Source organism: Hydrogenophaga sp. PAMC20947 (assembly GCF_004795855.1).
GTDB lineage: Bacteria > Pseudomonadota > Gammaproteobacteria > Burkholderiales > Burkholderiaceae_C > Hydrogenophaga.
In genome coordinates this window covers 4647289-4673120 of record NZ_CP039252.1, presented here as the reverse complement: position 1 = coordinate 4673120, position 25832 = coordinate 4647289, and the positions used below count along the sequence as shown (strand labels likewise).

Below are 25832 nucleotides of genomic sequence, written 5' to 3'. Positions count from 1 at the left end.
CCAACCCCCCGCCCACATCTCACGTACAGTGAGCCTCATGGTCGATTCTTTGCCCCCCCTGATCCAGGCCCTGCTGTCGGCTGACCGGTACGCCCACCCCGTGGGCAACGTCTCGGTGATTGAAACCCACGGTGCCTGGGTGCTGCTGGCCGGCGAATTCGCCTACAAGATCAAAAAGCCAGTGCACTTTCCGTTCATGGATTTCAGCACGCTCAACGCCCGGCGCCGCGCTTGCGAGACCGAAGTCCGGGTCAACCGGCGGTTCCAGACGCACGACCGCCCCGCCACGCAGCTGTACCTTGGCGTGTTGCCCCTGTTCGGCACACCCGATCAGCCGCGCTGGGGGAGCCTCGGCACCCAGGGCGAAGGCGAAGACCAGGCTTTCGAATTCGCGGTGCAGATGCGGCGATTTGACGAATCCCAGCGGCTGGACCACTTGTGTGAGCGCGGAGCGCTCACACCCGATCACATCCGTTCGCTGGCTCGGCGCATGGCGGCGTTTCAGACCAGGGCCGCGGTGGCGGACCCGGCCAAGCGCTGGGGGCACCCGGCCGCGGCCATGCGCTGGCCACGCGACAATTTCCAGACACTCGCTGCCTCGCTCCCCAGCGAGACCGATGCCGCCCTGGTTCGCCAGCTGCGCGACTGGACCGACGAAAGCTTTGGCTCCATCGAACCCCTGCTGTCCCGGCGACGGCAAAAAGACCGGGTGCGCGAAGGCCACGGCGACCTGCATCTGGCCAACCTGGTGTTGATCGATGGCGAAGTCTTGCCTTTTGACGGCATCGAGTTCAACGACGAACTGCGCTGGATCGATGTGGCCAACGACATGGCCTTTGCCTGGATGGACCTGCTCCACCAACAACAACCTGGCCTGGCCAACCTGCTTTTGAGTGAGTGGCTGGACGCCAGTGGCGATGTGTCCGCGCCCGCTGTGTGGGGCTTTTTCGCCAGCTACCGCGCGGGGGTGCGCGCCAAGATCGCTGCGATTCGCCTGGGCCAGCTGGGCGGCGAGGGGCGGTCGCCCGAGGCCGACGCCAGCCTGGTGCAAGCGCGGCGCTACCTGGAACTGGCGAGGGACATCAGCCGCCCGCCCCCACCGCAGTTGATCATCACCCACGGCCTCTCGGGCAGCGGCAAAACCTGGGCGTCTGGCCGCTGGCTGCAAGCCGAGGCCAGCGGACGCGCCATCCGCCTGCGCTCCGATGTGGAACGCAAACGCCTGCATGGCATGAACGCACTCGCCCCCACCGGATCGGAGATGAACGCAGGCCTCTACAGCGCCCAGTCCCATGGTGATACCTATGCTTCACTGCTCGCGCGCGCTCGCAACCTGATCCATGACGGCTGGAGTGTGCTGATCGACGCTGCCTTTCTTCGCGTCGCGGAGCGCCAGGCTTTTGCCGCCCTGGCCCAGGCCGCCCAATGCCCGTTTCACATCCTGGCGCCGAGCGCCCCGATTGACGTGCTGCGCGCGCGGATCACGGCACGGCAGGCGCAGGGCCACGACGCCTCCGAGGCCACGGTAGCCGTACTGGAACAGCAGCTGGGCTGGCTGGAGCCGTTGACCGAAACCGAGCGCGCAGCGTGCTTGCCTACGCTCAACTGACACCGCACCGAAGAAATTTCAAACCCGAAAAGCTGCTTTCACAAGCCAATTGGGTGGGGGCTCGCTACCATCGAGCCCACAAAGAACCACTTCCGGAGACCATCCCATGCCCGTGATCACCACCATCGAAGACCTGCGTGTACTCGCCGAAAAGCGCGTGCCACGCATGTTCTACGACTACGCCGACTCGGGCTCGTGGACCGAAAGCACCTACCGCGCCAACTCGGAAGACTTCCAGAAAATCAAGCTGCGCCAACGCGTGGCGGTGAACATGGAGAACCGCTCGACCGCGACGAAAATGGTGGGGCAGGACGTCAAGATGCCCGTGTGCATCGCCCCTGTGGGGTTGACCGGCATGCAAAGCGCCGATGGCGAAATCAAAGCCGCCAAGGCCGCCGAGACCTTTGGCATTCCGTTCACGCTGTCCACCATGAGCATCTGCTCCATCGAAGACATCGCGGCCCACACCACGGCACCCTTCTGGTTTCAGCTCTACATGATGCGCGACCGCGAAGCCATGGCCCGCATGATCAACCGTTGCAAGGTCGCCAAATGCAGCGCCCTGGTGCTCACGCTCGACCTGCAGGTGATCGGCCAGCGCCACAAGGACCTGAAGAACAAGATGCGCGCCTCGGTCATTCCGAGCCTGGGCAACATCCTCAACATCGCGACCAAACCGCGCTGGGTACTGGGCATGATGGGCACCAAGCGCCACACGTTCCGCAACCTCGTGGGGCACGTGAAAGGCGTCAGCGACATGAGTTCGCTCGCCTCCTGGACCAACGAACAGTTCGACCCGACCCTGTCGTGGGCCGATGTTGAATGGGTCAAGCAGCAATGGGGCGGCAAGCTCATCCTCAAAGGCATCATGGATGTAGAAGATGCCAAGCTGGCCGTGGCCAGCGGGGCGGATGCCATCGTGGTCAGCAACCACGGTGGCCGCCAGCTCGACGGCGCGCCCTCCAGCATCGAAGCACTGCCCGCCATCGTTGCGGCCGTGGGCGATCAGATCGAAGTCTGGATGGACGGCGGCATCCGCAGCGGCCAAGATGTGCTCAAGGCCTGGGCGCTGGGCGCTCGCGGCACCATGATCGGCCGCGCCATGGTCTACGGCCTGGGCGCCATGGGCGAAGAAGGCGTGTTGAAAGCGCTGCAGATCATCCACAAGGAGCTGGACGTGACCATGGCGTTTTGCGGTCACACCAACTTGCAGCATGTCGACAAAGGCATACTCCTACCCGGTACCTACCCGCGATAACGCGATCTCACATTGACCAGCCATTCACCCCGCATGCCCGACACCGATACCCGCACTTCCGAGAACGCATCCGCCCCATTTTTCAAGCGCGTCAGCACCTGGTGGCGCGCCCTGGCCGTCTTCCTCGCGCTCGTCGTGATGCTGGGCCTGGCGGCGGGTACCAGCATGCTGTTTCAGCTGCGCGATCAGATCCAGCACCTGCAAACGCGCCTGACCGAAGTGCCGCAGGTGCGCGATATTTCCGTGCTGCTCGATGAACAGCAGCGCCCGGCCATGCTGATCACGGTGACGCCCCAGCAAGGCAGCATGCTGATCCAGCGCCTCAACGAGGTGAAAGAAGGCCGTGAAGACAGCATGCAGATCTGGGCCCTCAAAGAAGGCGCCGAACCCCGCTCACTGGGCGTGATCACCAGCAAATACAAAACCCTGGAAATGCCCATCGCGCCTGAAGCACTGCAAGGTGTGAACGAACTGGGCATCAGCGCCGAAGAAAGGGGCGGCGTGTCGGCCAGCAATGGCCCCAGGCTGCCCTGGTTGTTCAAGGGCTGGCTGGTGCGCAAGGCGCAGTAAGGTTCGCTCGACCTGGGAGCGCAGGCCCCGCACAACGGCCCTGTTTTTGAGGCAGATCAATGCGCAGCCTCACAAAAGGGCCAAACTGATGTGATGGGTTTTGGCCCCTTCACACCATGAGCAAACGGTTCCCCATCCACCCGTCCCATCCCGAGCGCAACTGCTGGGGGTGTGACCGCTATTGCAAAGCCGGCGACATGCTCTGCGGCAATGGCTCGGACCGCACCCAACACCCTGAGGAAACGCTGGGGCCGGACTGGGTCGATGTTCTGGGGTTTTCCTCAGAAACCACCCCTGCTGCTTCAGAAGCGCCCGAAAGCGGGCCAACAACCGCCGCATCCTGCGTGCACCCCTGAAGCGACACGGATGCGCCGTGCGCGCTATGCTTTCCAGGGTGAGCTCCCTCCCACTGTCATCGCGGCCCCGCCGCATCGCCCATCTGGACATGGACGCCTTTTTTGCGTCGGTGGAGCTGCTGCGTTATCCGCAGCTCAAAGGCTTGCCGGTGGTGATTGGCGGCGGGCGGCGCAAGGAAGACGATGTATTGGCGCAGCTGCGCGAGGCCTATCCCGATCGGGACTGGGGGCCCGGTTCGCTCGACCGCATTCCCGTCGACTTTTTCCCGCTCCTGGCGGGCTACACCGGCCGCGGCGTGGCCACCACGGCGACCTATGCGGCCAGGCAGTTCGGCGTGGGTTCGGCCATGGGCCTCATGAAAGCCGCCAAGCTGTGCCCCCAGGCGATTCTGCTGCCGGTGGACTTTGACGAGGTGCGGCGCATTTCGCGCCTGTTCAAGGCCACCATCACCGACATCGCTCCCTTGATGGAGGACCGGGGCATTGATGAGGTCTACATCGATTTCACCGATGTGCCCGGCGGGCAGCGCGAAGGCGGGCGGGTGCTGGCCCGGCTGATCCAGAAGTGCATCTTTGAGGCCACGGGCCTCACCTGCTCCCTGGGCGTGGCGCCCAACAAGCTGATCGCCAAGATGGCCAGCGAATTCAAGAAACCCAACGGCATCAGCATCGTCACCCTGGACGATCTGCAGACCCTGATCTGGCCGCTGCCTTGCCGCAAGGTCAATGGCGTGGGGCCCAAGGCGGACGAAAAGCTGCAAAAACACGGGCTTCACACCATTGGCGATCTGGCCGCCAGGGAGCGGGGATGGCTGATCAACACCTTCGGCAAAAGCTACGGGGCGTGGCTGCACGAGGTGAGCTGGGGCCGCGACGAGCGCCCGGTGGTGACCAGCAGTGAGCCGGTGAGCATGAGCCGCGAGACGACCTTCGAGCGCGATCTGCACGCCGTGCGCGACCGCGCCGAGCTGGGCGCGGTCTTCACCCGGTTGTGCGAGCAGGTGGCGGCCGATTTGCAACGCAAGGGCTACGCCGGCAAGACCATTGGCATCAAGCTGCGCTACGACAACTTCCAAAGCGTGACACGCGACACCACCATCGACAGCTTCACAGCCGACGCCGCCACGATCCGCCGCCAAGCCGGCCTGTGCCTCAAGCGCGTGGACCTCACACGGCGCATCCGCCTGCTGGGCGTGCGTGTGGGCAAACTCGTCAAACCCGGGACAGAAGAAGCCCAGGGGCCGGGCTACAGTGAACAAGAAACAACCCCTGCCCGAACCGCTAGAGAGAGACCCTCCGATGACTACACCGACCTGCTTTTCCCTGAGCTCGACTGACGACCACGTGGCCCACCTCGTGTTGAACCGCCCCGAGGTGCTCAACACCATGCACCCCACCTTCTGGCGCGAGCTCGATGAAATCCTCACGCAGATCCACCGCGAGGGCACGGCCCGCGCCCTGGTGATCAGCAGCACCGGCAAGCATTTCTCGGCCGGCATGGCCCTGGAAACCTTCTCCGGCGCCATCCAGATGGACGACAAAAGCCCCGAAGGCCGTGCGGCCATTTTTGACACGCTGGGCGACATGCAAGCCACGTTCACCAAGATTGAGACCCTGCGCATTCCGGTGATCTGCGCGATTCAGGGCGGCTGCATTGGCGGCGCCGTGGACATGGTCACGGCGGCGTGTATCCGCTACGCCACGGCCGACGCCTTCTTCTGCATCCAGGAAATCAACATCGGCATGGTGGCCGACGTGGGCACGCTGCAGCGCCTGCCCAAGCTGGTCCCGATTGCCGTGGTGAAAGAGATGGCCTACACAGGGCGCCGCCTGCCCGCCAGCAAGGCCTTGGCCTACGGTCTGGTCAACGAGGTGTTTGACACCGCCGAAGCCATGGTGGCTGCCGCGCTGCAGTGCGCCAAGGAAATCGCCAGCAAGCCCCCCATCGCCATCTGGGGCACCAAGCAGGCCATCGACTACACCCGCGACCACTCCACCGAAGACAGCCTGCGCCAGATGGGCTGGCTGCAAGCGGGCATCTGGAGCAACCGCCATGTGATCGAGGCCATCACCGCCATGAAAGAAAAGCGCGCAGCGCAATTCCCGGCGCTGTCTTCGCTGTCGTCGTTCAAGGAAATGGGCTGACACCAGCCGCCCCGCCTCACGCGGGGCACTCGGCTGGCAGCGGCAAAACTCAGACCGCTGAAAGCGAGGCGCTGAGTTCGGCGAAGTTGTGAGCCATTTCCACCAGTGGAATGGGGTGGCCCAGCTGCCGCTCCACCTGCGCCAGCGAAATCACGCCCCGAACCCGCGGAGCGCCTTCCAGGTCGCGCGCCTTTTCGATCACGAGCAAGTGGCGCCGACCCAGGTGCTGGAGCGTGGCCACAACCTTGCCCACATTGGCGTGCGCCAGATCAGCCAGATCGATGGCGTCCAGGGCGGTCAGTGGCGACATGACGTCAGACACCACCAGATCGCCGTGTTTCACGCCGCGGCGAGACAACACCTGCATCGGACGCTCGCCCTCAAGATCGGTGCTCGTGATCAGGCCTTCCACATCGGGCATCTGGCTCACCACAAACAGCAGGCGAACGCCTTGATGAATCATGGTCTGGCGTGCCTGCACCAAGGGCGTGTCGGGGCTGATGGTGGCCGCGCGCACATGGGTCAGATCGGTCATCACCGCACGCGCAGGGGATTCCAGCGTGACCGGTTGGCCTGCCGCGGGCTGTGCCCGGGCAATGTGGGTGCCTTCGGGAAAACGGAAGGTGGTCAAGGTGGTCGATTGCATGGGTTACTCCGGTGGTTGGCAAGTCTATGGAAACGGTTCTGACCATCCATTCAACACGTCAAAACTTAAACCAGGCTGAGGACTGGTGTCCAGCCCCGAGGGGCCAAAGGCCAGTGCCGTCTGACGAACTTACAAGGCCGAAGGCCGGGTCTCGGCGTCTTCCCACCTGCCGTCTGGGTCCTTCCAGGCCGGACTTTCCAGTGCCAGCTGCTCGGCGCGGTCGATGGCAGCCAGTGCGTCCACCGGCGAGTGCGTCACATCGACCACCCCCACCGCCACGTTGGGCCAGAAATTGAAATGCTGATCGGTCGAGCCCACCCTAACGCGCTCGCACACCGATTGCAACAAGGCTTCCACCAATAGCTCGCCGCGCCGGGGATCCTGGCTGGAGGACACCGCCAGAATGAAACAGCGCGGATGGTAGAGACCCACCACGTTTCGAAAGCCCACATGCCGGCGCACACGCGCGGCCAGCACAGCGAGAATCTGGGCCTCAAAACCCTGCTCGACCTGATCGCCCAACTCGTACAGGTTGCGCACCACCAAAGCCGCCACCACGCACGGTCGCTCCAGCCGGTGGCTGCGCCACATCGCCTCGGCCACCCGAGGAATCAACAAGGAACCCTGGGGCATCGGAATGGCATAGTCCTGGGCCGACAAGCCTGCCGCCAGGTGACGCAGGCGACGCACCTCCCGGTTGCGTTGAATGGTCAAGGCGATCACGATCAGGAAATAGGCCACCGAGAACAGCGCCGTGCAGAACCAGAGAAAGACACCCGGCCCGGAAACCCCCAGGCCTTTGGCGTACAAACCCACCACGCTCGCGCCGAGACAGGCACAAGCCACCACCATCCAGCGCGCCAACCGGTCACCCAGCATGGCACCCCGCACACTCACCACCAGCGCCAAAACCACCATGAGCAGCGTCATGGCGCCCGACACGGCGAGCACCTGAAACGCATGGCGCCCACCGGTCAGAACCGCCGCCATCGCCAGGCCGACCGACCCCAGCACCAGCAGAAAACTCCCCAGCCACAGTGCCCGCCGAATCCAGGTCTCGCTGCGGCCAGCCTCCAGCCAGGCACCCAGATAGCCCAAGGCCAACGCCCCGCTCATGGGCCCCAGCGTCGCCTTGAGGGACAGCAGCGCCAGAGGATCCAGCAAGGGCCATACCTGCTCGGGCAATCCCGACATCAGCACGGAAGCGCCGCCCATCATCGAGATAAAAGCCAGGCCACGAGCGGTATCTGCCGTGCGTTGCACCAACCAGTCGCCGAGCGCCACCAGACACAGCACGCCCACAGCGCCGGCCATGCCCGCCCACACCACCAATTCAGCAACCGACATACCCCCTTCCACCACTGCTTGACCTTGTTGCCTCCGCCGGCCCAAGCGCCGCGCGGTTCTGCGGGTCGTTTCGGACCGTGAGTGTGATTCTATTTTGTTTCAAACTGTAACCCGCCAACACAAGCCAAGGTGTTGAGAACTACCGCACGGCATCCTGGAATATGAGGACACCCCAGCCCGGCAGCGCTGCACAGCGCCCCCAGGGATCTGCTCGCCCGGGATCAGCGCCCCTGTGCCTGCACGGCAGAAGGCTCCTGGCCCAGATGCGAAAATTCGGTCATGAAGACTTTTCACAACCCCGACCACCTGCTCCATGCGGGCCGACAGGAAATGTTCCGCGGCCGCATGGTGGACTGCCACGAAGTCCCGGCGCGGCTCGACTTTGTCATGCAGGCGCTGGAGCAACGCCCTTTGGGCGATCGGCTCGTGCCGGCGGTGCTGGACGCGGACCTGGATGCAGCGCTCGCCAGCGTGCACAGCGGGCGGTATCTGGATTTCCTGAAGGGCGCCTGGGCCGAGTGGGTGGCCATGGACCCCTTCAATGCCGATCGCGACGCCTTGCCTTCGATTTGGCCCATGCCCAATCGCCACGGTTTTCGCACCGATGTGCTGCCCGAGAACTTCGCGGCCCGCCTCGGCGCATTTGCTTTTGACTCTGGCAGCCCGCTGACCCGTGGCACGTGGGCCGCAGCCCGCATGGGCGCAGCCTGCGCGCTGGCGGCCGCCCAAAGCGTGGCCGCTGGCGCCCGCAGTGCTTTCGCTTTGACCCGTCCGCCCGGACACCACGCAGGGCCCGATTTTTTTGGTGGCTACTGCTTCATCAACAACGCCGCCATCGCTGCGCAGGCCCTGCGCAGCCGGGGCTTCGAGCGGGTGGCGGTGCTCGACATCGACTACCACCACGGCAACGGCACCCAGACGATCTTTTATGAGCGCCCCGATGTGCTCACCGTGTCCATCCACGGCGATCCCCTCACCGAATACCCCTTCTACCTCGGCCATGCCGACGAACGGGGCGCCGATTTTGGCGAAGGCTTCAACCTCAACCTGCCATTGGCCCGCGGCACCGGCTTCATGCCCTGGATCAAGGCACTGGACCAGGCCCTGGACGCGGCGCACACGTTCAAGGCCCAGGCATTGGTGGTCCCCATGGGTCTCGATACGTTTGAAGGCGATCCGATTTCGGGTTTCACGCTCAAGAGCGGTGACTACACCACCATCGGCCGTCGGCTGGCCGACGCCGACCTGCCCACCGTGTTCACCTTTGAGGGCGGCTACGCGGTGAACGAGGTGGGCACAAACGCCGTGAACCTGCTGCAAGGTTTCCAGATGGCGGCGTGAGCCACGGAACACTGAACCCGCAAAACCACAAAAAAGCCCGGAAGACCCAGGCCTCCCGGGCTGGATTCTGCCTCCGCTGAAGGGTCAGACCGCTTTCCAGAAGATGTAGTCGGCCTGGTAGTTCACGGTGAGCTTGGCGCCCACATTGGGCGCGCCGCAATCGGCCGTGGGTGCGACACCGCCCTGGGTCTTCAGGCGCTGGATGTAGGTCACGCCCGTCATCGCCCCCTGGCCCATGGCCGGGTTGGCCTGCACCAACTGCAGCGGGATATTGCCCGCACCGCCCGGGGCCACGGCGATCTGTTTGCCCGTGATCCTGGAGCCGTCCACCGCTTCCCAGGTGGCGGGCGGGCCGTAGTACTTGCCCACCTGCTTCCCGCTGCGGTCCATCAGCTTGGCGTCAGGGCCGGCGAAGGCCCATTCGTATGCGCCGGCCATATCTTTCTTGACGCGGCATTCGTAGGTGATCAGGCCCATGCCCACGGTTTCAAGGGCCACCTTGTGGCCTGGGGGAACCTGCATGGTCTCGGGCACCATGCTGGCCGAAGCCATTTGGTCGGGCTGGGTGGCCATGTTGCCGGCGCAAGCTGTGAGGCCGATCAGGGCGGTGGTGGCCAAGGCGGTGTTGAGTGTGGAACGGGTCAGGCGCAAAGACGGCCGTGCAATGTGGGAAGAAGGGGAGGAAGCAGCAAGTTTGTTCATGGTGGAGTCCTGTGGGTTGTGGTGATGGGTCTCAAAACAGCCGAAGCCCCGCAAAGCAGGACCGACCACCCGGATACGCAAGGCCCTGGCCCCCGGATTCAGAAATCCCACAAATGTTTTGGGGTTATCGACAGGCCGTGAATCCATAACCGATGGCGCTGCGTAGTGGGTTGGCCAGCCTCATCAATGCCCCGCACTGAAGGCACCGGCCCCCACCCTCCCGGTCGCGACGACCCTTTCGCCCCTTCAAAAGACCATGACGCACACCACCACAACCCACGCCAAGACCCACCGCACAAGCGTCCTATTGCCTTTGGCCGCCGCTGCTGCCTTGATGGCAGGCTTGTCTCCCGCCCACGCCGACACCGGCAAACTCTTGCTCACCGGTGGTGTGAGCACCATCGAAGGCGCCGCGGGTGGCGGTCTGTCGCCATGGGCGGTGATCGGCACCCAGGCCACCGAAGGCGAGACCGGTGTGTCGGCCTTTGTCAGCCATGCGAAAACGCAGGACTACGGCCTGACCGTGGCCGGTGCGGCGGTGGCCTTCAACAACCGCGTGGAGCTCTCGGTGGCGCGCCAGGATTTCAACACCGGCATCACCGGCCAGCTGCTGGGCCTGCCCGGCCTGCATTTGCGGCAGAACATCATCGGCGCCAAGCTGCGCGTGGCGGGCGATGCCGTGCTTGACAGCGACACCCTCATGCCGCAGATCGCCGTGGGCGTGCAGGCCAAACAGCTGGAGTCCAGCGGCCTGGACGGCACGCTTGACGCGCTGGGTGCCAAGCGCACCGGCACCGATGTCTATGTCAGCGCCACCAAACTCTTTCTTGCGCAAGGCATCGTGGTGAACGGCACGCTGCGCGCCACCAAGGCCAACCAGAACGGTCTGCTGGGCTTTGGCGCCACGCTCGGCGGAGCCGACAACGGCTATGAGATCCAGCCCGAAATCTCGGTGGCCTACCTGATCCGCAACAACCTGGCCGTCGGTTTTGAATACCGCGGCATGCCCAACAAGCTCCAGCGAGCCGGCGCCGCAGCCGGCCTGGGCGATGGCCTGCGCGGTGACGACTGGAAGGACATCTTTGTGGCCTGGGCGCCCAGCAAAAACGTCTCACTGACCGCCGCCTATGTCGACCTGGGCCGCATCGTTCCCGCCACCACCGGAGGCAAACGCCAGACCGGCGTTTACGTCTCGGCCCAGCTCGCGTTCTGAGCGGCGTTCCGAACCCGAACCCAAACCCCAACAGCACCCCAAGCCCCGCCCTCTTTCACCCCTGCACCCCATCAAAGCACCACCCCATGAAATACCCGCTCAATACCCTCGCCTTGTCCATCGCCGCGCTCTTGAGCACAGCCAGCTCCATCGCCATGGCCCAGACTGCAGCACCCCAGATGCCGGTACCCAGCGCGGCCAGCGCCTACCCGGTCGCGCCCGCTGCCGGCCTGTACGAAGCCTTTGGTGAAGAGGCCGGCATCCGCACCCTCATGGCCGATTTCGTGCAGCGCCTGCGCGCCGATGCCCGCATCGGCGATCAATTCAAAGAGACCAACCTGGCGAACCTCGCCCAGCAGTTGGGTGACCAGTTGTGCCAGCTCTCCGGTGGCCCCTGCGTCTACAAGGGCCCTGACATGAAAACAGCCCACAGCAACATGGACGTGACCCGTGCCCATTTCAATGCGCTGGTGGAGGTGCTGCAACAGAGCATGGACGCGCGAGGCATTCCGTTCACACGGCAAAACCAGATGCTGGCGCTGCTCGCCCCCATGCACCGCGACGTGGTGAACACCCGATGAGCGCGCGCTGCCGCCCTTTCATTCGCCCATTCGCCCGCCCACTCGGCTGGGCGCTGGCCTGCGGGCTGCTGTCGAGTGCCGCTGCTGCGGCCACCCTGCAAGTCACCGTACTGGCGCGCGACGGCACACCGTTGCCCGACGCCGTGGTGATCGTGGAGCCCGACGCCACCGCGCAGCGCCCGCCCGCGCCAACGGCGGTCGACACACACATCGCCCAACAAAAGATGCAGTTTGTGCCTGCCGTGAGCGTGATCCCGTTGGGCTCCAAGGTGATTTTCACCAACCTGGACGGCTGGGAACACCACGTGCGTGGGCTGCCCGGCGGCCTGGCGGGACTGAACGCGGCGCCCGGCAGTGGCTTCGAGCTGCGCATGGGCGGCAAGATCGAAGGCAAACCCGCCGAGTCGGGCAGCGTGGTGCTGACGCAAACCGGTCCGCTGCAACTGGGCTGCCACATCCATGGATCGATGCGCGGCAGCATCTATGTGACCGACAGCCCCTGGGCGGTGAAGACCGACGATCAGGGTGTGGCCATGCTGCCCAACCTGCCAGAAGGAGCGGCCAAAGTGCGCATCTGGCACGCTGAGCAGTTGATCGAAGCCAGCCCCATGCCGATCACGATCAAGCCGCTCACGGCCGTGGACGTGCCCACCCGCATCACACCCCGCCGCCGGAGGTCGTGATGGAATGGCAAGCCCCTTGGAAAAGCTGGCGGTCAGCGCCCGTGCGCGCCATGCCGCACAATGCGGGCATGTTTGACCACCCAGACCCGCTGCTGATGTCCCTGATCGATCGCGTGGCCGCACGCGACGAAGCCGCACTCAAAGCCTTGTATGAGCTGGTCTCGGGCAAGCTGTTTGGTTTGTCGCTGCGGGTGGTGCGCAACCGCGAGTGGGCCGAAGATGCCCTGCAAGACACCTTCATGCAGATCTGGCGCACCGCGCCCGACTACCGCGCCTCGCTCAGCCCACCCATGGCGTGGCTGGGCCTGATCGTGCGCAGCCGGTCGCTCGACTTGCTGCGCCGGCGCAAGGCCGAGCGTGAGCACCTCACCGACGACATCGACGACAGCGCCATGGCCGAAACCCTTGAAGGGGATTCCCCCAACCCCATGGACACCAGCCTGGCCAGCCAGCAGGCCTGGGCCTTGCACCAGTGCCTGGGCAAGCTGGAAAACAAACAACGCGAAGTGGTGAGTCTGGCCTACCTGCGCGACCTGAGCCATGGCGAACTCGCCGCACAGCTCAAGCTGCCGCTGGGCACGGTCAAGACCTGGATACGCCGGGGCCTGGACCAGTTGCGCGGCTGCATGGCGCATTTCGCTTGAAGGCAGAGACACGACCATGAACCTCAGCCAACACCCCGAACTGCTGGAACAGCTGGCCAGCGCCTATGCGCTCGGCACACTGCGTGGCGGCGCCCGGCGCCGCTTTGAAACCCTGGCACGCGAGCAGGCGCCCGTGCGCGCCGCCGCGCTGATCTGGCAAAGCCGCGTCGCGAGCATGAACGAACTGCAAGTCCCCAGCGCACCCCCGGCGGTCGTGTGGACGCGCATCGACAACCTGGTGCGAGCCGAGCGCGAGCAGGCCACCATGGCCGCAGCCCGGCAGGCCGCAGCCAAGCCTGCCCCAACGGGATGGTTGCGCAGCCTGGCCCTCTGGCGCAGCACCACCGCTGCGGGCGCATTGGCCACCGTACTGGCCGTGGTCACAGCTGTGGGCCTGCAAGACAACCTCGGCACCCAGATTGGCGAATTGCAGGCCAAGCTCGCCACCGTGCCCGCGGTGGAATACGTGGCCGTGTTGAACGACGATCAGGCCAGCCCGTCCATGCTGGTGACCTTTGATCCCAACAACAAGCGGCTCACCCTGCAGCGCGTGGGTGATTTCCAGGAGTCGGCCGACAAATCGTTGCAGCTCTGGGCCTTGCCGCCCTCAGGTGGGCCGCGCTCATTGGGTGTGCTGACTCAGGATCGCCTGCTCAAGCTCGCCGCCGCCGAAGGCGATGTGCGCGAAGTGCCCACACTCGCCATCAGCCTGGAGCCCAAGGGCGGCGTTCCCAGCGAGACCGGGCCGACCGGACCGGTGTTGTTCAAGGGCGCGCTGATCCAGAAGATGATCTGAGCGGCGACCCGATCACCGGGTCGCTCGTCTGCGGGGTTTCTCGCGCCCGACCCCCACGCCGATCCCGAAAACCTTCAAGCCAAGCGGCTTGATCAGCGAGCATGGGCCGTTCAGATCATCAAGGTCACTGGCGCGCATTGCGCACGTTCGGTGGCGGGAGTTGGGGGTGGCTGCTGCGCCAGGGGTTGATGTCCAAACCCCCTCGGCGCGTGTAGCGCGCCACCACGCTGAGCTTGGCCGGCTTGCAGCGGGCCATGATGTCCATGTAGATCCGCTCCACGCATTGCTCATGGAATTCATTGTGGTTGCGAAAACTCACGATGTACTGCAGCAACCCCCCTTGATCGATCTGCGGACCGCTGTAAGTGATCTGCACGCTGCCCCAATCGGGCTGCCCCGTGACCAGGCAATTGCTTTTGAGCAGATCGCTGGTGAGGATCTCGGTCACCGGTTTCTCATCCAGCGCCGCGCTCAGGAGCTCGGGCGCCGGCTGGTACACGCTGCACTCCACATCCAGCCGGTCGATGGACAGGCCTTCCATTTCGCGAATGGGCTCACAGTCAAACAGCTCGGGCAACAACAGGCGCACGCCAGCCGTTGACTGCACCTTGCCGCCGTGCCAGATGGCCGCGCTCACATCGGTTCGAATGTGCTCGCGCACCTGGTCGGCGCTCTCGAAGCGGCTGTTGTTGAAGCTGTTGAGGTAGAGCTTGAACGACTTGCTCTCAACGATGTGGGTGCTCTCGCAGGGGACGGTGATGTGGGCGATGGCCACTTGCGGCTTGCCGCGAGGGTTGAGCCACGAGAGCTCAAACGCGGTCCAGAGATCGGCCCCCAGAAAAGGCACATGGCCTTTGATGCCGATTTCGGTGCGCTTGGGCTCGCGCGGCAATGCAAACAGCAAAGAAGCGTCGTACTGGTCGATGTAGGCCGAAGCCTTGCCCAGCTGGGATAGCTCAGGGGTGTTCAGGGAGGTCATGACAAAACAGACAAGAGGTGGGGAATGCTGAGATCGGCCAGGCGTCGCGCCACGCCGGGCGGCCAGTCGTGGCCCATGCCCTCGATGGCTTCAAACCGGGCGCCCGCGATGCGGCGAGCGGTATCGCGCCCGCCTTCGATCGGGACCAGCGGATCGGCCGTGCCATGGATGACCAGGGTTGGGCAGGTGATGCGGGCCAGCAGCTCGTGGCGGGAGGTATCGCTCACCACCGCCAACATCTGGCGCATGACACCGGGCGGGTTGTAGCTGCGCTGTACCCCCGCCATCAGGTGTTGGCGGTACGCCGGGAAATCTTGCGGAAAAGCGGGGCTGGCCAGCAGCTTGAACACCTCCAGGGTGTGGTCGACCACGTCTTGTGGCACCCCACTGCGTGGGCGTTGCATCATGGCGCGGGTCACCTCGCTGCCTGGGCCAGGCAGCCCGGGGGCTCCGCTGGAGCTCATGATGCTGGTGAGGCTCAGGGTTCGTGCGGGCGCCGTGGCGGCCATGCGCTGCGAAATCATGCCGCCCATGGACACCCCGATCAGGTGGGCCCGGCGGATATCCAGGGCGTCCAGAATGCCGATGGCGTCGACGGCCATGTCTTGAAGGCTGTAGGGTGCCTTCAACGCCAGCCCGACGCGTGATTTGAGGAAGTGCCACAGCATCTGTGGCTGCCCCAGGTGGTCCAGGTGGCTGGACAAACCCACATCCCGGTTGTCGTAACACACCACCCGAAAGCCGGCTTTCACCAGCGCCTGGATCAGCACCTCGGGCCAGGCGACCAGCTGCATGCCCAGTCCCATGGTCAACAACACCGCCGGAGCATCTTCCGGGCCGGTGGACTCCACTTCAAATTGCAAACCGTTGCTGGTGACGTTCATGGAGCGTGAAAACAAAACAAGGCCAGTCCATCCGTTGGACTCAGGCAAAAATGGCGCAAAGCCGGCCGCTACTCAAAAATACGCTCTCGCAGCCATTTGGTGGCCACCCACTTTTCCCCGGCCAGCACTGGCGCGCCACCGTGCAAGGTACGGGTGGAAGGGTGGGGTTTGTCGTAACTGAAAAAGACCGCATTGCCCCGCTGGGGCGCCACCTCAAGGCCCACGTCTGGAAACGTGGTGCCACCGCCGCGCTCGGGTTCATTGAGGTAGATCAGCAGTGTACCCAGCCGCTGACCGCCGCGCTTGAGAATGGTCGGCGTGCCGGGCTCGGCGGGGTCGAAATAGTCAAAATGCGGTTTGTACTCAGCCCCCACCGGGTAATTCAAGACCTGCATGCCTTCACCATTTTCCACGGGCCAGTTCAACAGGCGGGCGATGCGTGACTCAATGCGGCGAATCAGATCGCTTTCGCCCCGGTTGAAAAACATGCCGTTGCTGGTGCGGTCGGGGTTGAGTTCCTCGCCGCCGGTGAGCGTCTGCACCGTGAGCGAACGGGCCAGGCGCGACCGCGCAGCTTCGATCAGGGCCTCACACTCGTCTGCGCTCAGCAGCCCTCCCAGCACCACCACCCGAGGTGAAGACAGGCTGGCCAGCACCGCCACCCTGCGGTCCCCCAGATCCAGCAGCGACTGCGCGCCGTCCCGGGCGATTTCGGGCAGGCGGCCGGCCAGTGCCCCAGCGCCCATTGGCTGGCGATTTGCAGTTTGTGCAACCGGCGCTGGGGGCGTGGCCCCCACAGGTCCACGGCGGCGCAGGTGCTCGCGCAACGTGTCCTCCAGCGCGACCGCAGCCAGATCCGTTTCCCAGCCAGCATCCACCATGGCCGCGAGCACCGCCTCGGGCGCAAAGCCGGCCACCGTCTGTTCGACGATCCAGTCGCGAAGGGCGGGGGTGACGGCTTGAACCATGGTCAGGGCTGGGAGTCTCTTCGGAACACCAGGCGATCGGTCTCGGATTCGCGGGGTGCAAAAACATAGCCCTCGGCAGAGAAGTCCTTCAGTTGCTCAATGCGGCTCAACCGGTGCTCCACCGCGTAGCGCACCATCAACCCCCGCGCGCGCTTGGCATAGAAACTCACGATCTTGTAGCCATCGGCCTTGCGCTCCTCAAACACACAGTTCACCACACGCGGCTTGAGCGCGCGGCGGTCCACCGCCTTGAAATACTCTTCACTCGCCAGGTTGACCACCACCGGTGTCTTGTCTGCTGCTGCGCGCTGGTTCAGGTAGTCGGCAATCTGCGAACCCCAGAACTGGTACAGGTTTTTGCCATGCGGTGTGAGCAGGCGGGTGCCCATCTCCAGTCGATAGGCTTGCATCAGGTCCAGCGGGCGCAACACCCCGTAAAGACCGCTGAGGATGCACAGGTGCTGCTGCAACCAGTCCAGCTCGGCCTCGCCCAGGGATTTGGCGTCCAGCCCGCCGTACACATCGCCGTCAAACGCCAGCACCGCCTGCTTGCTGTTCCGGGCCGTGAACTTGGGCACCCAGGCCTGGTAGCGGGCCGCGTTCAGGCCCGACAACGTGTCTGACAGGCTCATCAGCTCAGCGATCTGTTGCGGCGACTTCTCGCGCATCACCTCAATGAGTTCGCTCGCCTGCTTCACAAACAGCGGCTGGGAGTGGGTCTTGGTCTGCGGCGCTGTCTCGTAGTCGAGCGCCTTGGCGGGGGAAATCAGAAACAGCATCAATTCGATCGGTTAGTTTATCTCAAGGGCACCCGGTGGCAGGGGCCGATTGGCGCATTGAACTTTGCTCAGGCTGCTGCTAGCTGGTCCACGGGTTGCCCTCGCCTATCCAGTCATTGTGAGGGCCGGGGAAAGCCGAAGCAACCAGCAGGCCTTCTGGGTTGTTGCGCCAACCCACTGCGGCATCGTCACATGCGGGTGCCAGCGCTCGGCGGGCGGGACGCACACCCCCTCCAGAAGGCCGCTTGAACCTGCGCACCGCGCAAAGTGTACCTGCGACCCAAGGCCGACAATAGGGTCTCCATGCTGCACATTCTTCACCACGACCATCACCTGATCGCCATTCACAAACCACCCGGCCTGCTGGTGCACCGCACCGGCCTGGACGCGGGCGAGACCCGGTTTGCCGTGCAATTGCTGCGCGACCAGATCGGGCAAATGGTCTGGCCTGCCCACCGACTCGACAAAGGCACCAGCGGTGTGCTGCTCTTCGCCCTCGACAGCGACACCGCCCGCCTGATCGGACAGGCCTTCGAGCAAGGCACCGGCATCCAGAAAACGTACCAGGCCATCGTGCGGGGCTGGCCGCAGCCCGAGGGCCTGATCGACCACGCGCTCAAGCGAATGCCCGACGACATGCGCACCCAGCGCGAAGAGATCCAGGCTGCGCAAACCCGCTTCACGACGCTGGCCCGGGGCGAGCTGGCCTTGCCTTATGACGAATTCCCGGCCACGCGTTTTGCAAAGGTGCAGCTCCAGCCAATGACCGGCAGGCGCCACCAGCTGCGCCGCCACCTGAAGCACATTTCTCACCCCATCATCGGCGACACCACCCACGGCAAAGGCCCACTCAACCGGGCCGTGGCGGCATTCATCGGTGTGCAGCGCATGTGGCTGCACGCCCGCACGCTGGCACTTTCACACCCGGTGACAGGGCAGGCCCTGAACATCACGGCCGAGCCTGGCCCTGAATGGGCGATCTGGGACTCATACGTCAAAGACGCGACTGACTGAACAAGGACGTTGACCGACTCGTATCGACCCGTTGCTGTCATTCAGATCAAAACCTCAAACCAGTCGCTCCATGCACCAGGACCTTGTTCAAAGCCTATGTGAAAACGGTGCCTTGGCTCCCGCACAAAGATATAGTGCAGGCATGGGTTGAGCCCCCAACGCCTGATCAAGGACCGGGCGCCAAAAGAGGTGCCGAGTTTTGCGCCACTTTTATACCTGTGCAAGCAATGCGTTCACGCGCCTAAGTCATTGATATAAAGAAGTTTTTTGGAGAAATAGGTGACCAGAATATCCCGCACCGTCCAGAATATCTCGCAGGATCTGCGGGATACATTACGTTAGCACCAAAGCAACTACGGAGCCTTAATGAACATTGAAGTATTGGAAAATCCAGCCCAAGAGCTAATAGATTACCTAAGCAAAAAAATCTACGATATTAATTGGGCCAATTGGGAGGTAAGCGAAAGAATTCCTCTAGCAATTCAAATTAAAAATAATTCAGGTGAAGTTATTGCTGGTGCGGCTGCTCGTTCGTTTGGTGACTGGTTGTTATTAGATACACTGTGGGTTTCTGAAGAGTTACGCGGTCAAGATATTGGTAGTAACATTTTGGCAAAAATAGAAGAGGCTGGTAAATCTCGCGGCTGTATAAAGTGCTTTTTGGAGACCCTAAGTTTTCAAGCTATGCCGTTTTATGAAAAGCATGGCTACAAAGTTCAGTGGGTTCAAGAAGGTTACCCAAAAACTAGCTGCCAATACTTCATGGTAAAACAATTGTAAGTGCTAACAAGGCATTGCACCTGACGTATTGTAAGTAGCGCTTTTGCAATATCGCTACGCGAAGTTTATCGCAACGCGCTACTTACAATCCGCAGGTGAACGCAACGTTGAGCGACAGCTTTCCCGTTTGCCCACCGGCTGCTCATGGCCGAAACCACCTGTTCGTGCCCGCTCCAGGAAGCCGACGACCGCAGTAGGACTGGACCGAACGCCCGCTTTCTCATGTCACCACCGGCGCGAGTCGACCCACTGCAGTCCTTCACTCCTGAGTCCCAGAGCAGTCTTTCTTGGCTCGAACAGTGGGTATCGGAGGGGTGTCTCGCGGTATGCGGGCTATAGTGCAAACAGTAAATGAGTTCGCCGACTCGGTCCAGCCAGCGTCCCGCGCCGCGGAATGGCAGCAATAGGTGCACGAACTTTGTCAAACCTGTTATCCCTGGTCCTACTCTTGCACGTCGACATAAGTTCATGAATTCAAACACAATTTTTGAAGGGACCGCCCCATGTTATTTCGTGGCTACTGTGGGTATCTGGTGAAACACGAACTACATCAAAGTTAGGCGCCTCAAGTGTCTGAGCCAAGCTTCCTCGTTTCGAGAATCGAGCCTGATGGCATCGTCATTGGGAGCAATGGCTATGCAGAGATCCCTCTTGGAGCAGTGTTCTCCTCCATCGCGAAGACTCGCGTTGAAGGCGAGTCGCCTGGCCTCGTAACTATTGAGCTCGGCGAGGTAGCGAAAATCAGCCTTCGGCTCACCGAGGTTCTCCACTTCAGGAATAGCATTCAGTCCATTCCAAGAGGTCACTCCGCCGGGCTGCGGCTAGAAGGCGATGGCATGTCTGTACTGGCAGAGGCCCTGAATCGCAAGCTTGCCCGAGAGTTTGTGCATCTCCGCTATGTCCCCGAACAAGTCTGAAAGGCAATTCGTGCGGCAAGGTCAAAGAAGTTCATGCATGCAGGCGCCTAACCCATCATTCCATCGGACCGCCGCAAGCGGCGTCCGCTGAATTTCAACGTTGAGCGACTGCTTTTCCCCATTGATCACTGACTGCTCATGGCCGCAACCTGCCATACGAGGGAACTCCATAAAAAGCCCCTGCTGGATCAGCCTATGAGTCGATAAGGCTCAACTGGGCCGTGCAAGGCATCATTCCTGCCCGCTAGCTGAGGTCGCCCGCCAGACTCGCCAGCGTCTCCGGCGGAATCTGCACATGGGCGGGGTAGTGGGTGTGGTCGCAGCCCAATTTCACGGCGGCGCCGGCCTGGATGGCGGCGCGCATGGGCGGGGTGAATTCGAAGCGCACGAAGTGCACCGCGCTGGTTTTTTCTTCGTTTTCACGGTCCATGTCTTCGTCGGCAATGGCATACACGCGCGTCATGCCTTCGACCTCAACGAATAAGCGGTCTTCCACCCCGATCAGACGCGCCAGCTCGCGCTTGCGTTCGTTGACATCGGTGTACTCGAGCATCATCGTGCCCTTCCAATTGCTGCCATCGGGCACCAGCGGGGCGTAGGCGTCGATCTCTTGTTGAATGCCCTCTTCCTCGAACACCTTTTCGATGCGCAGCATTTCCTGGATCTGGTAGCGAATGGTGGTCTCGCTCTCAAACTGCAGGTTGATGTACTCGCCGAGCAACACACTGCGCAGCTTGCGGTGGGCCACGATCTCGGGCTTGTGGTCCTTGCGCCACTTGGTGTAGGCCTCCAGGCTCATGAGGCTGTCGGGGGTGATGTGGCCGGTGAGTTGCATGTGTATCTCCAATTCAACAATGGTTTTGCCGCCGGGCCGCCCCAAGGCAAAACGCGCCCCAGAATCCGGCTTCGACCGGGTCCCACCCCAGTCTTGGGGCAGCGACCCGAGCAGCGGCGGAGCGTGGGGGCTATTTCAAACCGTATGCCCTGGCGACCAGGCTCAGCGGGTGCTGCAATTCTGGCGCGCCGAGGCCATTGACTTCAAAGCCTTGGGCGATGTGGTGGCCACCCAGCGGGCAGTCTGAGCTGATGTAGTCGGGTTGGCTGCCGTCTTTCATCGTAGCCATGGCTTTGAACACCGGCTTGCCGATCTTCATCGCGGTCTGATGATGGGCCTTTTTGACGCCGAAAGTGCCGGCGTGGCCCGAGCAGCGTTCGATGGTGTTGATGGTGGTGTCGGGGATCATCTTGAGCATCTCTTCGGTCTTCTTGCCGATGTTCTGCACCCGCCCGTGGCACGGAATCTGGTAGCTCACATTGCCCAGCTTCTGGGGGAACTCGGTTTTCAGCAGGCCGTCGCGCTTGCGCGCCATGAGGTATTCAAACGGGTCCCACATGTGTTCTTTCACCAGCTGAGTGTCGGCGTCATCGGGGAACATCAGCGGGATTTCCTGCTTGAACATCAGCGCACAGCTGGGCACCGCCGCCAGAATCGCAAAGCCATCGCGTGCGTATTTCGCCAGCACCGGAATATTGGCCTCCTTGCTGGTTTGCACCGACGCCAGGTCGCCCAGCTCCAGCTTGGGCATGCCGCAGCATTTCTCTTTCTCCACGAGGGTGTAGGGGATGTCATTGTGGTCCAGGATCTTGAGCAGATCCATGCCGATGCCGGGCTCGTTGTAGTTGATGTAGCAGGTGGAAAAGATCGCCACTTTGCCTGGCGTCTTGACGCCATCCACCACCTTGGCGGCCTTGGCTTCGGGCGCAGCCGATCGGAATTTTTTGATGGCCAGTTCGGGCAGCCAGGCGTCTTTGTCCACCCCGGCCACTTTCTCCATCAGCCCGCGGGCGAAGGCGGTTTTGTTCACCGCATTGGCGACCTGCACCACGATGGGAATGCCGGCGAACTGCCCGTGCACATCGGTCGAAGCAAGAAACCGCTCCGCCACCCCGACTTCACCCTTTTGGAACTTGATCGCCTTGGCGCGCAGCATGGTGTGGGGGAAGTCCAGATTCCAGGCGTGCGGCGGCGTGTAAGGGCACTTGGTCATGTAGCAGAGATCGCACATGTAGCACTGGTCCACCACCTTCCAGTAGTCGGCCTTGGCCACACCATCGACCTCCAGCGTGGAACTCTCGTCCACCAGATCAAACAGGGTGGGGAACGAGCCGCACAGGCTCACACAACGGCGGCAACCATGGCAGATATCAAAGATGCGCTCCAGCTCATCGAAACACTTCGCCTCATCGTAGAAATCGGGATTTTTCCAATCCAGCGCATGCCGGGTCGGCGCTGTGAGATTGCCTTCGGTAGCCATGGGAGCTCCTCTGTCTCAGATTTGTTGTCTTGATCTTTTGCAAAGACTCAGCAAGCCCTTGCAAAAGCACCGCCATTGAGGCGGCTCAGTCGAGAATGCCGCGGGTCCGGGTCTCCCGGCCCGCAGGCATTGCCCCCTTGAGGGGGTGACGCGCCGCGGGCGCGGCGCGGGGGTGGGTCAATCACTCAACGTATTCGGCGAGTGCCTTCTGGTAACGGTTGGCGTGCGAGCGCTCAGCCTTGGCCAGCGTCTCAAACCAGTCGGCGACCTCGTCAAAACCCTCTTCACGAGCGGTCTTGGCCATGCCGGGGTACATGTCGGTGTACTCGTGTGTTTCGCCCGCCACGGCAGAGGCCAGGTTGTCCCGGGTGGGGCCGATCGGCATGCCTGTGGCCGGATCGCCCGACTGCTCCAGAAACTCCAGATGGCCGTGCGCGTGGCCGGTTTCGCCTTCGGCCGTGGAGCGGAACAGCGCCGCCACGTCGTTCTGGCCTTCGATGTCGGCCTTGTTCGCGAAATAGAGGTAACGGCGATTGGCCTGCGACTCACCAGCGAAGGCGTCTTTCAGACATTGCTCGGTTTTCGAGCCTTTCAAAGCTGCCATGGGGTTCTCCTGATCGTGGATGGAAGAAACGCTCAAGCCGCGACTCAACAAGCGAACCGCTCTCAAGACCGAAACACCTTACACCCGGCGACAAGCGACGGTCTAATTGTTCTGGGCTATGTGGTCCATTGCCTGTGGCTATCGGGGAAACTCAATTGATCACCATTCTCAGCCTGATCGACAAGCCCGCTGGAAACCTTCAAACTGCCACTTGAAACAGGCTGGAGAAGGCAGCGAACACCGGCCAAAGCCCCACCTTTCAGTTTGGCTGAAAGCGCGCTTAAAATGTCGGATAGGTAAATAAGTTTCACAATGGTGAATCACAGGAGACACACATGACCGCTACCCCCACCCTGCCGCCGCCAGCGCCCATTCAGCAGCTCCACCATTTCGCCTACAAGGCCAAGGACGCTGAGGAAACCCGCCACTTCTACGAAGACCTGCTGGGCCTGCCGCTGTTCCACATCATCCAGAGCGACCACGTGCCCAGCACTGGCGAGTACTGCCCCTACACCCATTTCTTCTTTCGCTTGCAAGACGGCTCGTTCATTGCCTTCTTTGATCTGGGCGACGACGAGGCCGCGCTCCCCAGCCCCAACACACCCAAGTGGGTCAACCACATCAGCTTCCGCGTCAACACCGTGCAGGAGCTCGAAGACACCAAAACCCGCTTGCAGGCTGGCGGCATCGAGGTGCTCGGTGTCACCGACCACCACATTTTCAAAAGCATTTATTTCTTCGATCCCAACGGCATCCGGCTCGAGCTCACCGCCCAGCTGGCGGATGAAGTGCACATGATGGAAGAGAGCAAAACCGCCCACGCCCGCCTGGCTGCATGGACCGAGCGCAAGCAGCAGTGGCGCCGTGAGCGGGCCGAAGGCAAGGCAGTGGATCCGCTGAAACCCCAGCAAAACGACCGCCCCGAGGTCGTTGCCCGTTCCCTCGACTGAACCACCGCAACAAGGCCCGCCCATGAACGCCCCCTACGAAGCCACCGCACACAGCAACGCTTACGAGTTCACCCAAGGGTCGGGCTATGTGTTGCCCGAATACCCTTTTGTGGCCCCTGCCGAACTGCAGGGGGGTGCCACAGTGCGCCACCCGGTGGTGATCGTGGGCGGCGGGATCACCGGGCTCACCCTGGCCTGCTCACTGGCCCGCCTGGGTGTGCAAGCCATCCTGCTGGACGAGGACAACACGGTGGGCGTCAAGGGCGCGTCTTCCCGGGGCATTTGTTACACCCAAAAATCACTGGAAATTTTTGACCGTCTGGGCATTTACGGTGCCATTGCCGCCAAAGGCGTGCAGTGGAGCGTGGGCCGTACATTTGCCGGCGAAGACGAGATCTACAGCTTTGATCTGCGCCAGCAAGGCAGCTTCCACCTCTCCGAGCAGCCGCCGTTCATCAACATCCAGCAGTTCTACATCGAAGCTTTTCTGGTGGACCGCATACAGGCGCTGGGCCATGTTGAGCTGCGCTGGCAAAACCGGCTCGTCGGTTTTTCACAAACCGACGAATTCGCCACGCTCGACGTAGAAACGCCTGAAGGCAGCTACACCATCGAGGCCGAACATGTGATCGACGCCACCGGTGCCAGCAGTCCGTTGCGCACCTGGCTGCAGGTGCCGTTTGACTCCAAGCGCGGCGACGACCGCTGGTGCATCGCCGACGTGCGCTTCACTTCCCGGCCGCCCACCGAGCGCCACACCTGGATCGAAGCCCCGTTCAACGACAACCGCGCGGTGTGGCAACACCTGATGGCCGACGGCGTGTGGCGCCTGGACTACCAGATGGCGCCCAACGCCGACCCGGCCGAAGTGAGCCGCGAAGACGTGGTGCGCGCGCGGCTGAAGCGCCAGTTTGGCCCCGATGTAGAGGTTGAAATCGTCTGGGTCGGGCCCTACGCCTACCGCAGCGAATGTGTACACGCCCTGCGCCATGGCCGCGTCTACCTCATGGGCGACTCCGCCAAAGTGGTCAGCCCCTTTGGTGCGCGCGGCGGCAACACCGGCGTGGCCGACGCCGACAACCTGGCCTGGAAACTGGCTGCGGTGCTGCAGGGCAAAGCAGACGCGGCCCTGCTGACCAGCTACGGCGATGAGCGCCTGGAAGCTGCACAGCAAAATGTGTGCGTGACCAACCGCACCGCCCGCTTTCTGCGGCCGGCCGATGGCGCCGAGCGCCTGTTCCGGGATGCGGTGATCCAGCTCGCGCGCCAGCAGCCTTTTGCGCGCACGCTGGTCAACACCGGCCGCATGGCCGTGGCCAACCCCTACACCCGGTCCAGCGCCTGCACCTACCCCCCGGGCAGCGCGGCAGGCCAATCGGTGCAAAACGTGCATTTCGACTGGGCTGATGGCCAGCGCGGCACGGTCAACGACTTGCTCAACTGGGCACACGGCGATTTGCTGCTGCTGGTGTTTGGTGACCTGTCTGCGGCCGCCCTCAAGCGCCTGCGACAGCTGTGTTTTGACGCGCCGCTGCGCAGCGTGCAGGTGCTCGGACCCGACACCACCCCACAAGCCGTAGAGCAGGTCCTCGATCCCAAAGGCCATCTGCAAGGCGCCTGCCATGTGTTTGGCCATGCCTGGGCCCTGGTGCGCCCAGACGGCTACCTCGCCGCCACCGGCGAATCGGTTGACGCCCACCTGGTCAAGGCCATTGAGCGCTCGCTCGGCCTGCGCTGAAATCCTAGGAAGA

At 62.9% G+C, this 25832-nt stretch carries 26 protein-coding genes; 16 read left to right on the top strand and 10 right to left on the bottom strand.

Annotated elements, in window-relative coordinates; genetic code table 11:
- Positions 1-37 precede the first annotated feature (37 nt).
- From E5678_RS21330 to E5678_RS21305, 6 genes are all read left to right on the top strand, one after another.
- Positions 38-1609, top strand: coding sequence for a bifunctional aminoglycoside phosphotransferase/ATP-binding protein (locus E5678_RS21330; RefSeq protein WP_136180388.1), 1572 nt, complete (start codon positions 38-40; stop codon positions 1607-1609).
- Between the two features lie 106 nt (positions 1610-1715).
- Entirely contained in the window at positions 1716-2867 is a 1152-nt protein-coding gene (locus E5678_RS21325; protein WP_136180387.1) for an alpha-hydroxy acid oxidase, read from the top strand.
- A gap of 33 nt (positions 2868-2900) precedes the next feature.
- Complete coding sequence (locus E5678_RS21320; RefSeq protein ID WP_136180386.1) at positions 2901-3437, top strand: anti-sigma factor; 537 nt, start codon at positions 2901-2903, stop codon at positions 3435-3437.
- Positions 3438-3553: 116 nt separating this feature from the next.
- Complete coding sequence (locus E5678_RS21315; protein ID WP_136180385.1) at positions 3554-3793, top strand: DUF3079 domain-containing protein; 240 nt, start codon at positions 3554-3556, stop codon at positions 3791-3793.
- A gap of 26 nt (positions 3794-3819) precedes the next feature.
- Entirely contained in the window at positions 3820-5130 is a 1311-nt protein-coding gene (locus E5678_RS21310; RefSeq protein ID WP_136180912.1) for a DNA polymerase IV, read from the top strand.
- Positions 5093-5938, top strand: coding sequence for an enoyl-CoA hydratase-related protein (locus E5678_RS21305; protein WP_136180384.1), 846 nt, complete (start codon positions 5093-5095; stop codon positions 5936-5938). The genes E5678_RS21310 and E5678_RS21305 overlap by 38 nt, the downstream gene beginning before the upstream one ends.
- Positions 5939-5987: 49 nt before the next feature.
- Here the strand turns inward: E5678_RS21305 and E5678_RS21300 are convergent, their stop codons facing one another.
- Both E5678_RS21300 and E5678_RS21295 read right to left on the bottom strand, forming a co-directional pair.
- A complete protein-coding gene (locus tag E5678_RS21300; protein WP_136180383.1) occupies positions 5988-6584 on the bottom strand; it encodes a CBS domain-containing protein in 597 nt (198 codons plus the stop codon).
- 129 nt (positions 6585-6713) lie between these two features.
- Complete coding sequence (locus E5678_RS21295; protein ID WP_136180382.1) at positions 6714-7931, bottom strand: hypothetical protein; 1218 nt, start codon at positions 7929-7931, stop codon at positions 6714-6716.
- 279 nt (positions 7932-8210) lie between these two features.
- Here E5678_RS21295 and E5678_RS21290 point away from each other — a divergent pair, with 279 nt between their 5' ends.
- Complete coding sequence (locus E5678_RS21290; RefSeq protein WP_136180381.1) at positions 8211-9272, top strand: histone deacetylase family protein; 1062 nt, start codon at positions 8211-8213, stop codon at positions 9270-9272.
- Between the two features lie 84 nt (positions 9273-9356).
- Here E5678_RS21290 and E5678_RS21285 read toward each other — a convergent pair whose 3' ends face one another.
- Positions 9357-9845: a DUF3455 domain-containing protein gene (locus E5678_RS21285; RefSeq protein ID WP_247597060.1), complete on the bottom strand. Its 489-nt coding sequence runs from the start codon at positions 9843-9845 to the stop codon at positions 9357-9359.
- 385 nt (positions 9846-10230) lie between these two features.
- On the opposite strand from E5678_RS21285, the gene E5678_RS21280 reads away from it, so the two are divergent.
- From E5678_RS21280 to E5678_RS21260, 5 genes are all read left to right on the top strand, one after another.
- On the top strand, positions 10231-11187 hold the full coding sequence (locus E5678_RS21280; RefSeq protein WP_136180379.1) for a DUF3034 family protein: 957 nt from the start codon (positions 10231-10233) through the stop codon (positions 11185-11187).
- A gap of 86 nt (positions 11188-11273) precedes the next feature.
- Positions 11274-11768, top strand: coding sequence for a group 1 truncated hemoglobin (locus E5678_RS21275; protein ID WP_136180378.1), 495 nt, complete (start codon positions 11274-11276; stop codon positions 11766-11768).
- Positions 11765-12451: a plastocyanin gene (locus E5678_RS21270; RefSeq protein WP_247596857.1), complete on the top strand. Its 687-nt coding sequence runs from the start codon at positions 11765-11767 to the stop codon at positions 12449-12451. The genes E5678_RS21275 and E5678_RS21270 overlap by 4 nt, the downstream gene beginning before the upstream one ends.
- A 50-nt stretch (positions 12452-12501) precedes the next feature.
- Positions 12502-13095: a sigma-70 family RNA polymerase sigma factor gene (locus E5678_RS21265; RefSeq protein ID WP_247597059.1), complete on the top strand. Its 594-nt coding sequence runs from the start codon at positions 12502-12504 to the stop codon at positions 13093-13095.
- A gap of 16 nt (positions 13096-13111) precedes the next feature.
- Positions 13112-13891 carry an anti-sigma factor gene (locus tag E5678_RS21260; protein ID WP_136180377.1) on the top strand — a complete coding sequence of 260 codons (780 nt, stop codon included), beginning with the start codon at positions 13112-13114 and terminating at the stop codon, positions 13889-13891.
- Positions 13892-14015: 124 nt separating this feature from the next.
- Here E5678_RS21260 and queF read toward each other — a convergent pair whose 3' ends face one another.
- The 4 genes from queF to yaaA form a co-directional block, all read right to left on the bottom strand.
- Entirely contained in the window at positions 14016-14861 is an 846-nt protein-coding gene (gene queF, locus E5678_RS21255; protein WP_136180909.1) for an NADPH-dependent 7-cyano-7-deazaguanine reductase QueF, read from the bottom strand.
- Between the two features lie 5 nt (positions 14862-14866).
- Entirely contained in the window at positions 14867-15754 is an 888-nt protein-coding gene (locus E5678_RS21250) for an alpha/beta hydrolase (RefSeq protein ID WP_136180376.1), read from the bottom strand.
- 68 nt (positions 15755-15822) lie between these two features.
- The gene (locus E5678_RS21245) at positions 15823-16722 is read right to left on the bottom strand and encodes a 2OG-Fe(II) oxygenase (RefSeq protein WP_136180375.1); all 900 of its coding nucleotides are present in this window, start codon (positions 16720-16722) and stop codon (positions 15823-15825) included.
- Between the two features lie 2 nt (positions 16723-16724).
- Positions 16725-17501, bottom strand: a complete 777-nt coding sequence (gene yaaA / locus E5678_RS21240) for a peroxide stress protein YaaA (RefSeq protein ID WP_136180374.1) — start codon at positions 17499-17501, stop codon at positions 16725-16727.
- A gap of 303 nt (positions 17502-17804) precedes the next feature.
- Between yaaA and E5678_RS21235 the strand changes: the two genes are divergently transcribed.
- Both E5678_RS21235 and E5678_RS21230 read left to right on the top strand, forming a co-directional pair.
- Entirely contained in the window at positions 17805-18515 is a 711-nt protein-coding gene (locus E5678_RS21235; RefSeq protein WP_136180373.1) for a pseudouridine synthase, read from the top strand.
- Between the two features lie 366 nt (positions 18516-18881).
- A complete protein-coding gene (locus E5678_RS21230) occupies positions 18882-19295 on the top strand; it encodes a GNAT family N-acetyltransferase (protein WP_136180372.1) in 414 nt (137 codons plus the stop codon).
- A 1161-nt stretch (positions 19296-20456) separates the two neighbouring features.
- Here the strand turns inward: E5678_RS21230 and E5678_RS21225 are convergent.
- The 3 genes from E5678_RS21225 to E5678_RS21215 form a co-directional block, all read right to left on the bottom strand.
- Positions 20457-21047 (bottom strand): DUF3501 family protein, encoded by a 591-nt coding sequence (locus E5678_RS21225; protein ID WP_136180371.1) that lies wholly within the window; start codon positions 21045-21047, stop codon positions 20457-20459.
- A 130-nt stretch (positions 21048-21177) separates the two neighbouring features.
- Entirely contained in the window at positions 21178-22527 is a 1350-nt protein-coding gene (locus tag E5678_RS21220; RefSeq protein WP_136180370.1) for a heterodisulfide reductase-related iron-sulfur binding cluster, read from the bottom strand.
- A gap of 181 nt (positions 22528-22708) precedes the next feature.
- Positions 22709-23131, bottom strand: coding sequence for a rubrerythrin family protein (locus tag E5678_RS21215; RefSeq protein WP_136180369.1), 423 nt, complete (start codon positions 23129-23131; stop codon positions 22709-22711).
- Between the two features lie 335 nt (positions 23132-23466).
- On the opposite strand from E5678_RS21215, the gene E5678_RS21210 reads away from it, so the two are divergent.
- On the top strand, positions 23467-24081 hold the full coding sequence (locus E5678_RS21210) for a VOC family protein (RefSeq protein ID WP_136180368.1): 615 nt from the start codon (positions 23467-23469) through the stop codon (positions 24079-24081).
- Between the two features lie 22 nt (positions 24082-24103).
- A complete protein-coding gene (locus tag E5678_RS21205; RefSeq protein ID WP_136180367.1) occupies positions 24104-25819 on the top strand; it encodes an FAD-dependent oxidoreductase in 1716 nt (571 codons plus the stop codon).
- Positions 25820-25832: the final 13 nt, after the last annotated feature.

What these genes read in the sequence shown, in the direction of transcription:
- E5678_RS21225 (WP_136180371.1), bottom strand. Translation starts at nt 21,047, where the DNA reads ATGCAACTCACCGGCCACATCACCCCCGACAGCCTCATGAGCCTGGAG.
- E5678_RS21320 (WP_136180386.1), top strand. Translation starts at nt 2,901, where the DNA reads ATGCCCGACACCGATACCCGCACTTCCGAGAACGCATCCGCCCCATTT.
- E5678_RS21280 (WP_136180379.1), top strand. Translation starts at nt 10,231, where the DNA reads ATGACGCACACCACCACAACCCACGCCAAGACCCACCGCACAAGCGTC.
- E5678_RS21310 (WP_136180912.1), top strand. Translation starts at nt 3,820, where the DNA reads ATGCTTTCCAGGGTGAGCTCCCTCCCACTGTCATCGCGGCCCCGCCGC.
- E5678_RS21275 (WP_136180378.1), top strand. Translation starts at nt 11,274, where the DNA reads ATGAAATACCCGCTCAATACCCTCGCCTTGTCCATCGCCGCGCTCTTG.
- E5678_RS21210 (WP_136180368.1), top strand. Translation starts at nt 23,467, where the DNA reads ATGACCGCTACCCCCACCCTGCCGCCGCCAGCGCCCATTCAGCAGCTC.
- E5678_RS21220 (WP_136180370.1), bottom strand. Translation starts at nt 22,527, where the DNA reads ATGGCTACCGAAGGCAATCTCACAGCGCCGACCCGGCATGCGCTGGAT.
- E5678_RS21235 (WP_136180373.1), top strand. Translation starts at nt 17,805, where the DNA reads ATGCTGCACATTCTTCACCACGACCATCACCTGATCGCCATTCACAAA.
- E5678_RS21205 (WP_136180367.1), top strand. Translation starts at nt 24,104, where the DNA reads ATGAACGCCCCCTACGAAGCCACCGCACACAGCAACGCTTACGAGTTC.
- E5678_RS21305 (WP_136180384.1), top strand. Translation starts at nt 5,093, where the DNA reads ATGACTACACCGACCTGCTTTTCCCTGAGCTCGACTGACGACCACGTG.
- E5678_RS21315 (WP_136180385.1), top strand. Translation starts at nt 3,554, where the DNA reads ATGAGCAAACGGTTCCCCATCCACCCGTCCCATCCCGAGCGCAACTGC.
- E5678_RS21215 (WP_136180369.1), bottom strand. Translation starts at nt 23,131, where the DNA reads ATGGCAGCTTTGAAAGGCTCGAAAACCGAGCAATGTCTGAAAGACGCC.
- E5678_RS21230 (WP_136180372.1), top strand. Translation starts at nt 18,882, where the DNA reads ATGAACATTGAAGTATTGGAAAATCCAGCCCAAGAGCTAATAGATTAC.
- E5678_RS21290 (WP_136180381.1), top strand. Translation starts at nt 8,211, where the DNA reads ATGAAGACTTTTCACAACCCCGACCACCTGCTCCATGCGGGCCGACAG.
- E5678_RS21265 (WP_247597059.1), top strand. Translation starts at nt 12,502, where the DNA reads ATGCCGCACAATGCGGGCATGTTTGACCACCCAGACCCGCTGCTGATG.
- E5678_RS21270 (WP_247596857.1), top strand. Translation starts at nt 11,765, where the DNA reads ATGAGCGCGCGCTGCCGCCCTTTCATTCGCCCATTCGCCCGCCCACTC.
- E5678_RS21330 (WP_136180388.1), top strand. Translation starts at nt 38, where the DNA reads ATGGTCGATTCTTTGCCCCCCCTGATCCAGGCCCTGCTGTCGGCTGAC.
- E5678_RS21260 (WP_136180377.1), top strand. Translation starts at nt 13,112, where the DNA reads ATGAACCTCAGCCAACACCCCGAACTGCTGGAACAGCTGGCCAGCGCC.
- E5678_RS21300 (WP_136180383.1), bottom strand. Translation starts at nt 6,584, where the DNA reads ATGCAATCGACCACCTTGACCACCTTCCGTTTTCCCGAAGGCACCCAC.
- E5678_RS21250 (WP_136180376.1), bottom strand. Translation starts at nt 15,754, where the DNA reads ATGAACGTCACCAGCAACGGTTTGCAATTTGAAGTGGAGTCCACCGGC.
- E5678_RS21245 (WP_136180375.1), bottom strand. Translation starts at nt 16,722, where the DNA reads ATGGTTCAAGCCGTCACCCCCGCCCTTCGCGACTGGATCGTCGAACAG.
- E5678_RS21295 (WP_136180382.1), bottom strand. Translation starts at nt 7,931, where the DNA reads ATGTCGGTTGCTGAATTGGTGGTGTGGGCGGGCATGGCCGGCGCTGTG.
- E5678_RS21285 (WP_247597060.1), bottom strand. Translation starts at nt 9,845, where the DNA reads ATGGCCACCCAGCCCGACCAAATGGCTTCGGCCAGCATGGTGCCCGAG.
- E5678_RS21325 (WP_136180387.1), top strand. Translation starts at nt 1,716, where the DNA reads ATGCCCGTGATCACCACCATCGAAGACCTGCGTGTACTCGCCGAAAAG.
- yaaA (WP_136180374.1), bottom strand. Translation starts at nt 17,501, where the DNA reads ATGCTGTTTCTGATTTCCCCCGCCAAGGCGCTCGACTACGAGACAGCG.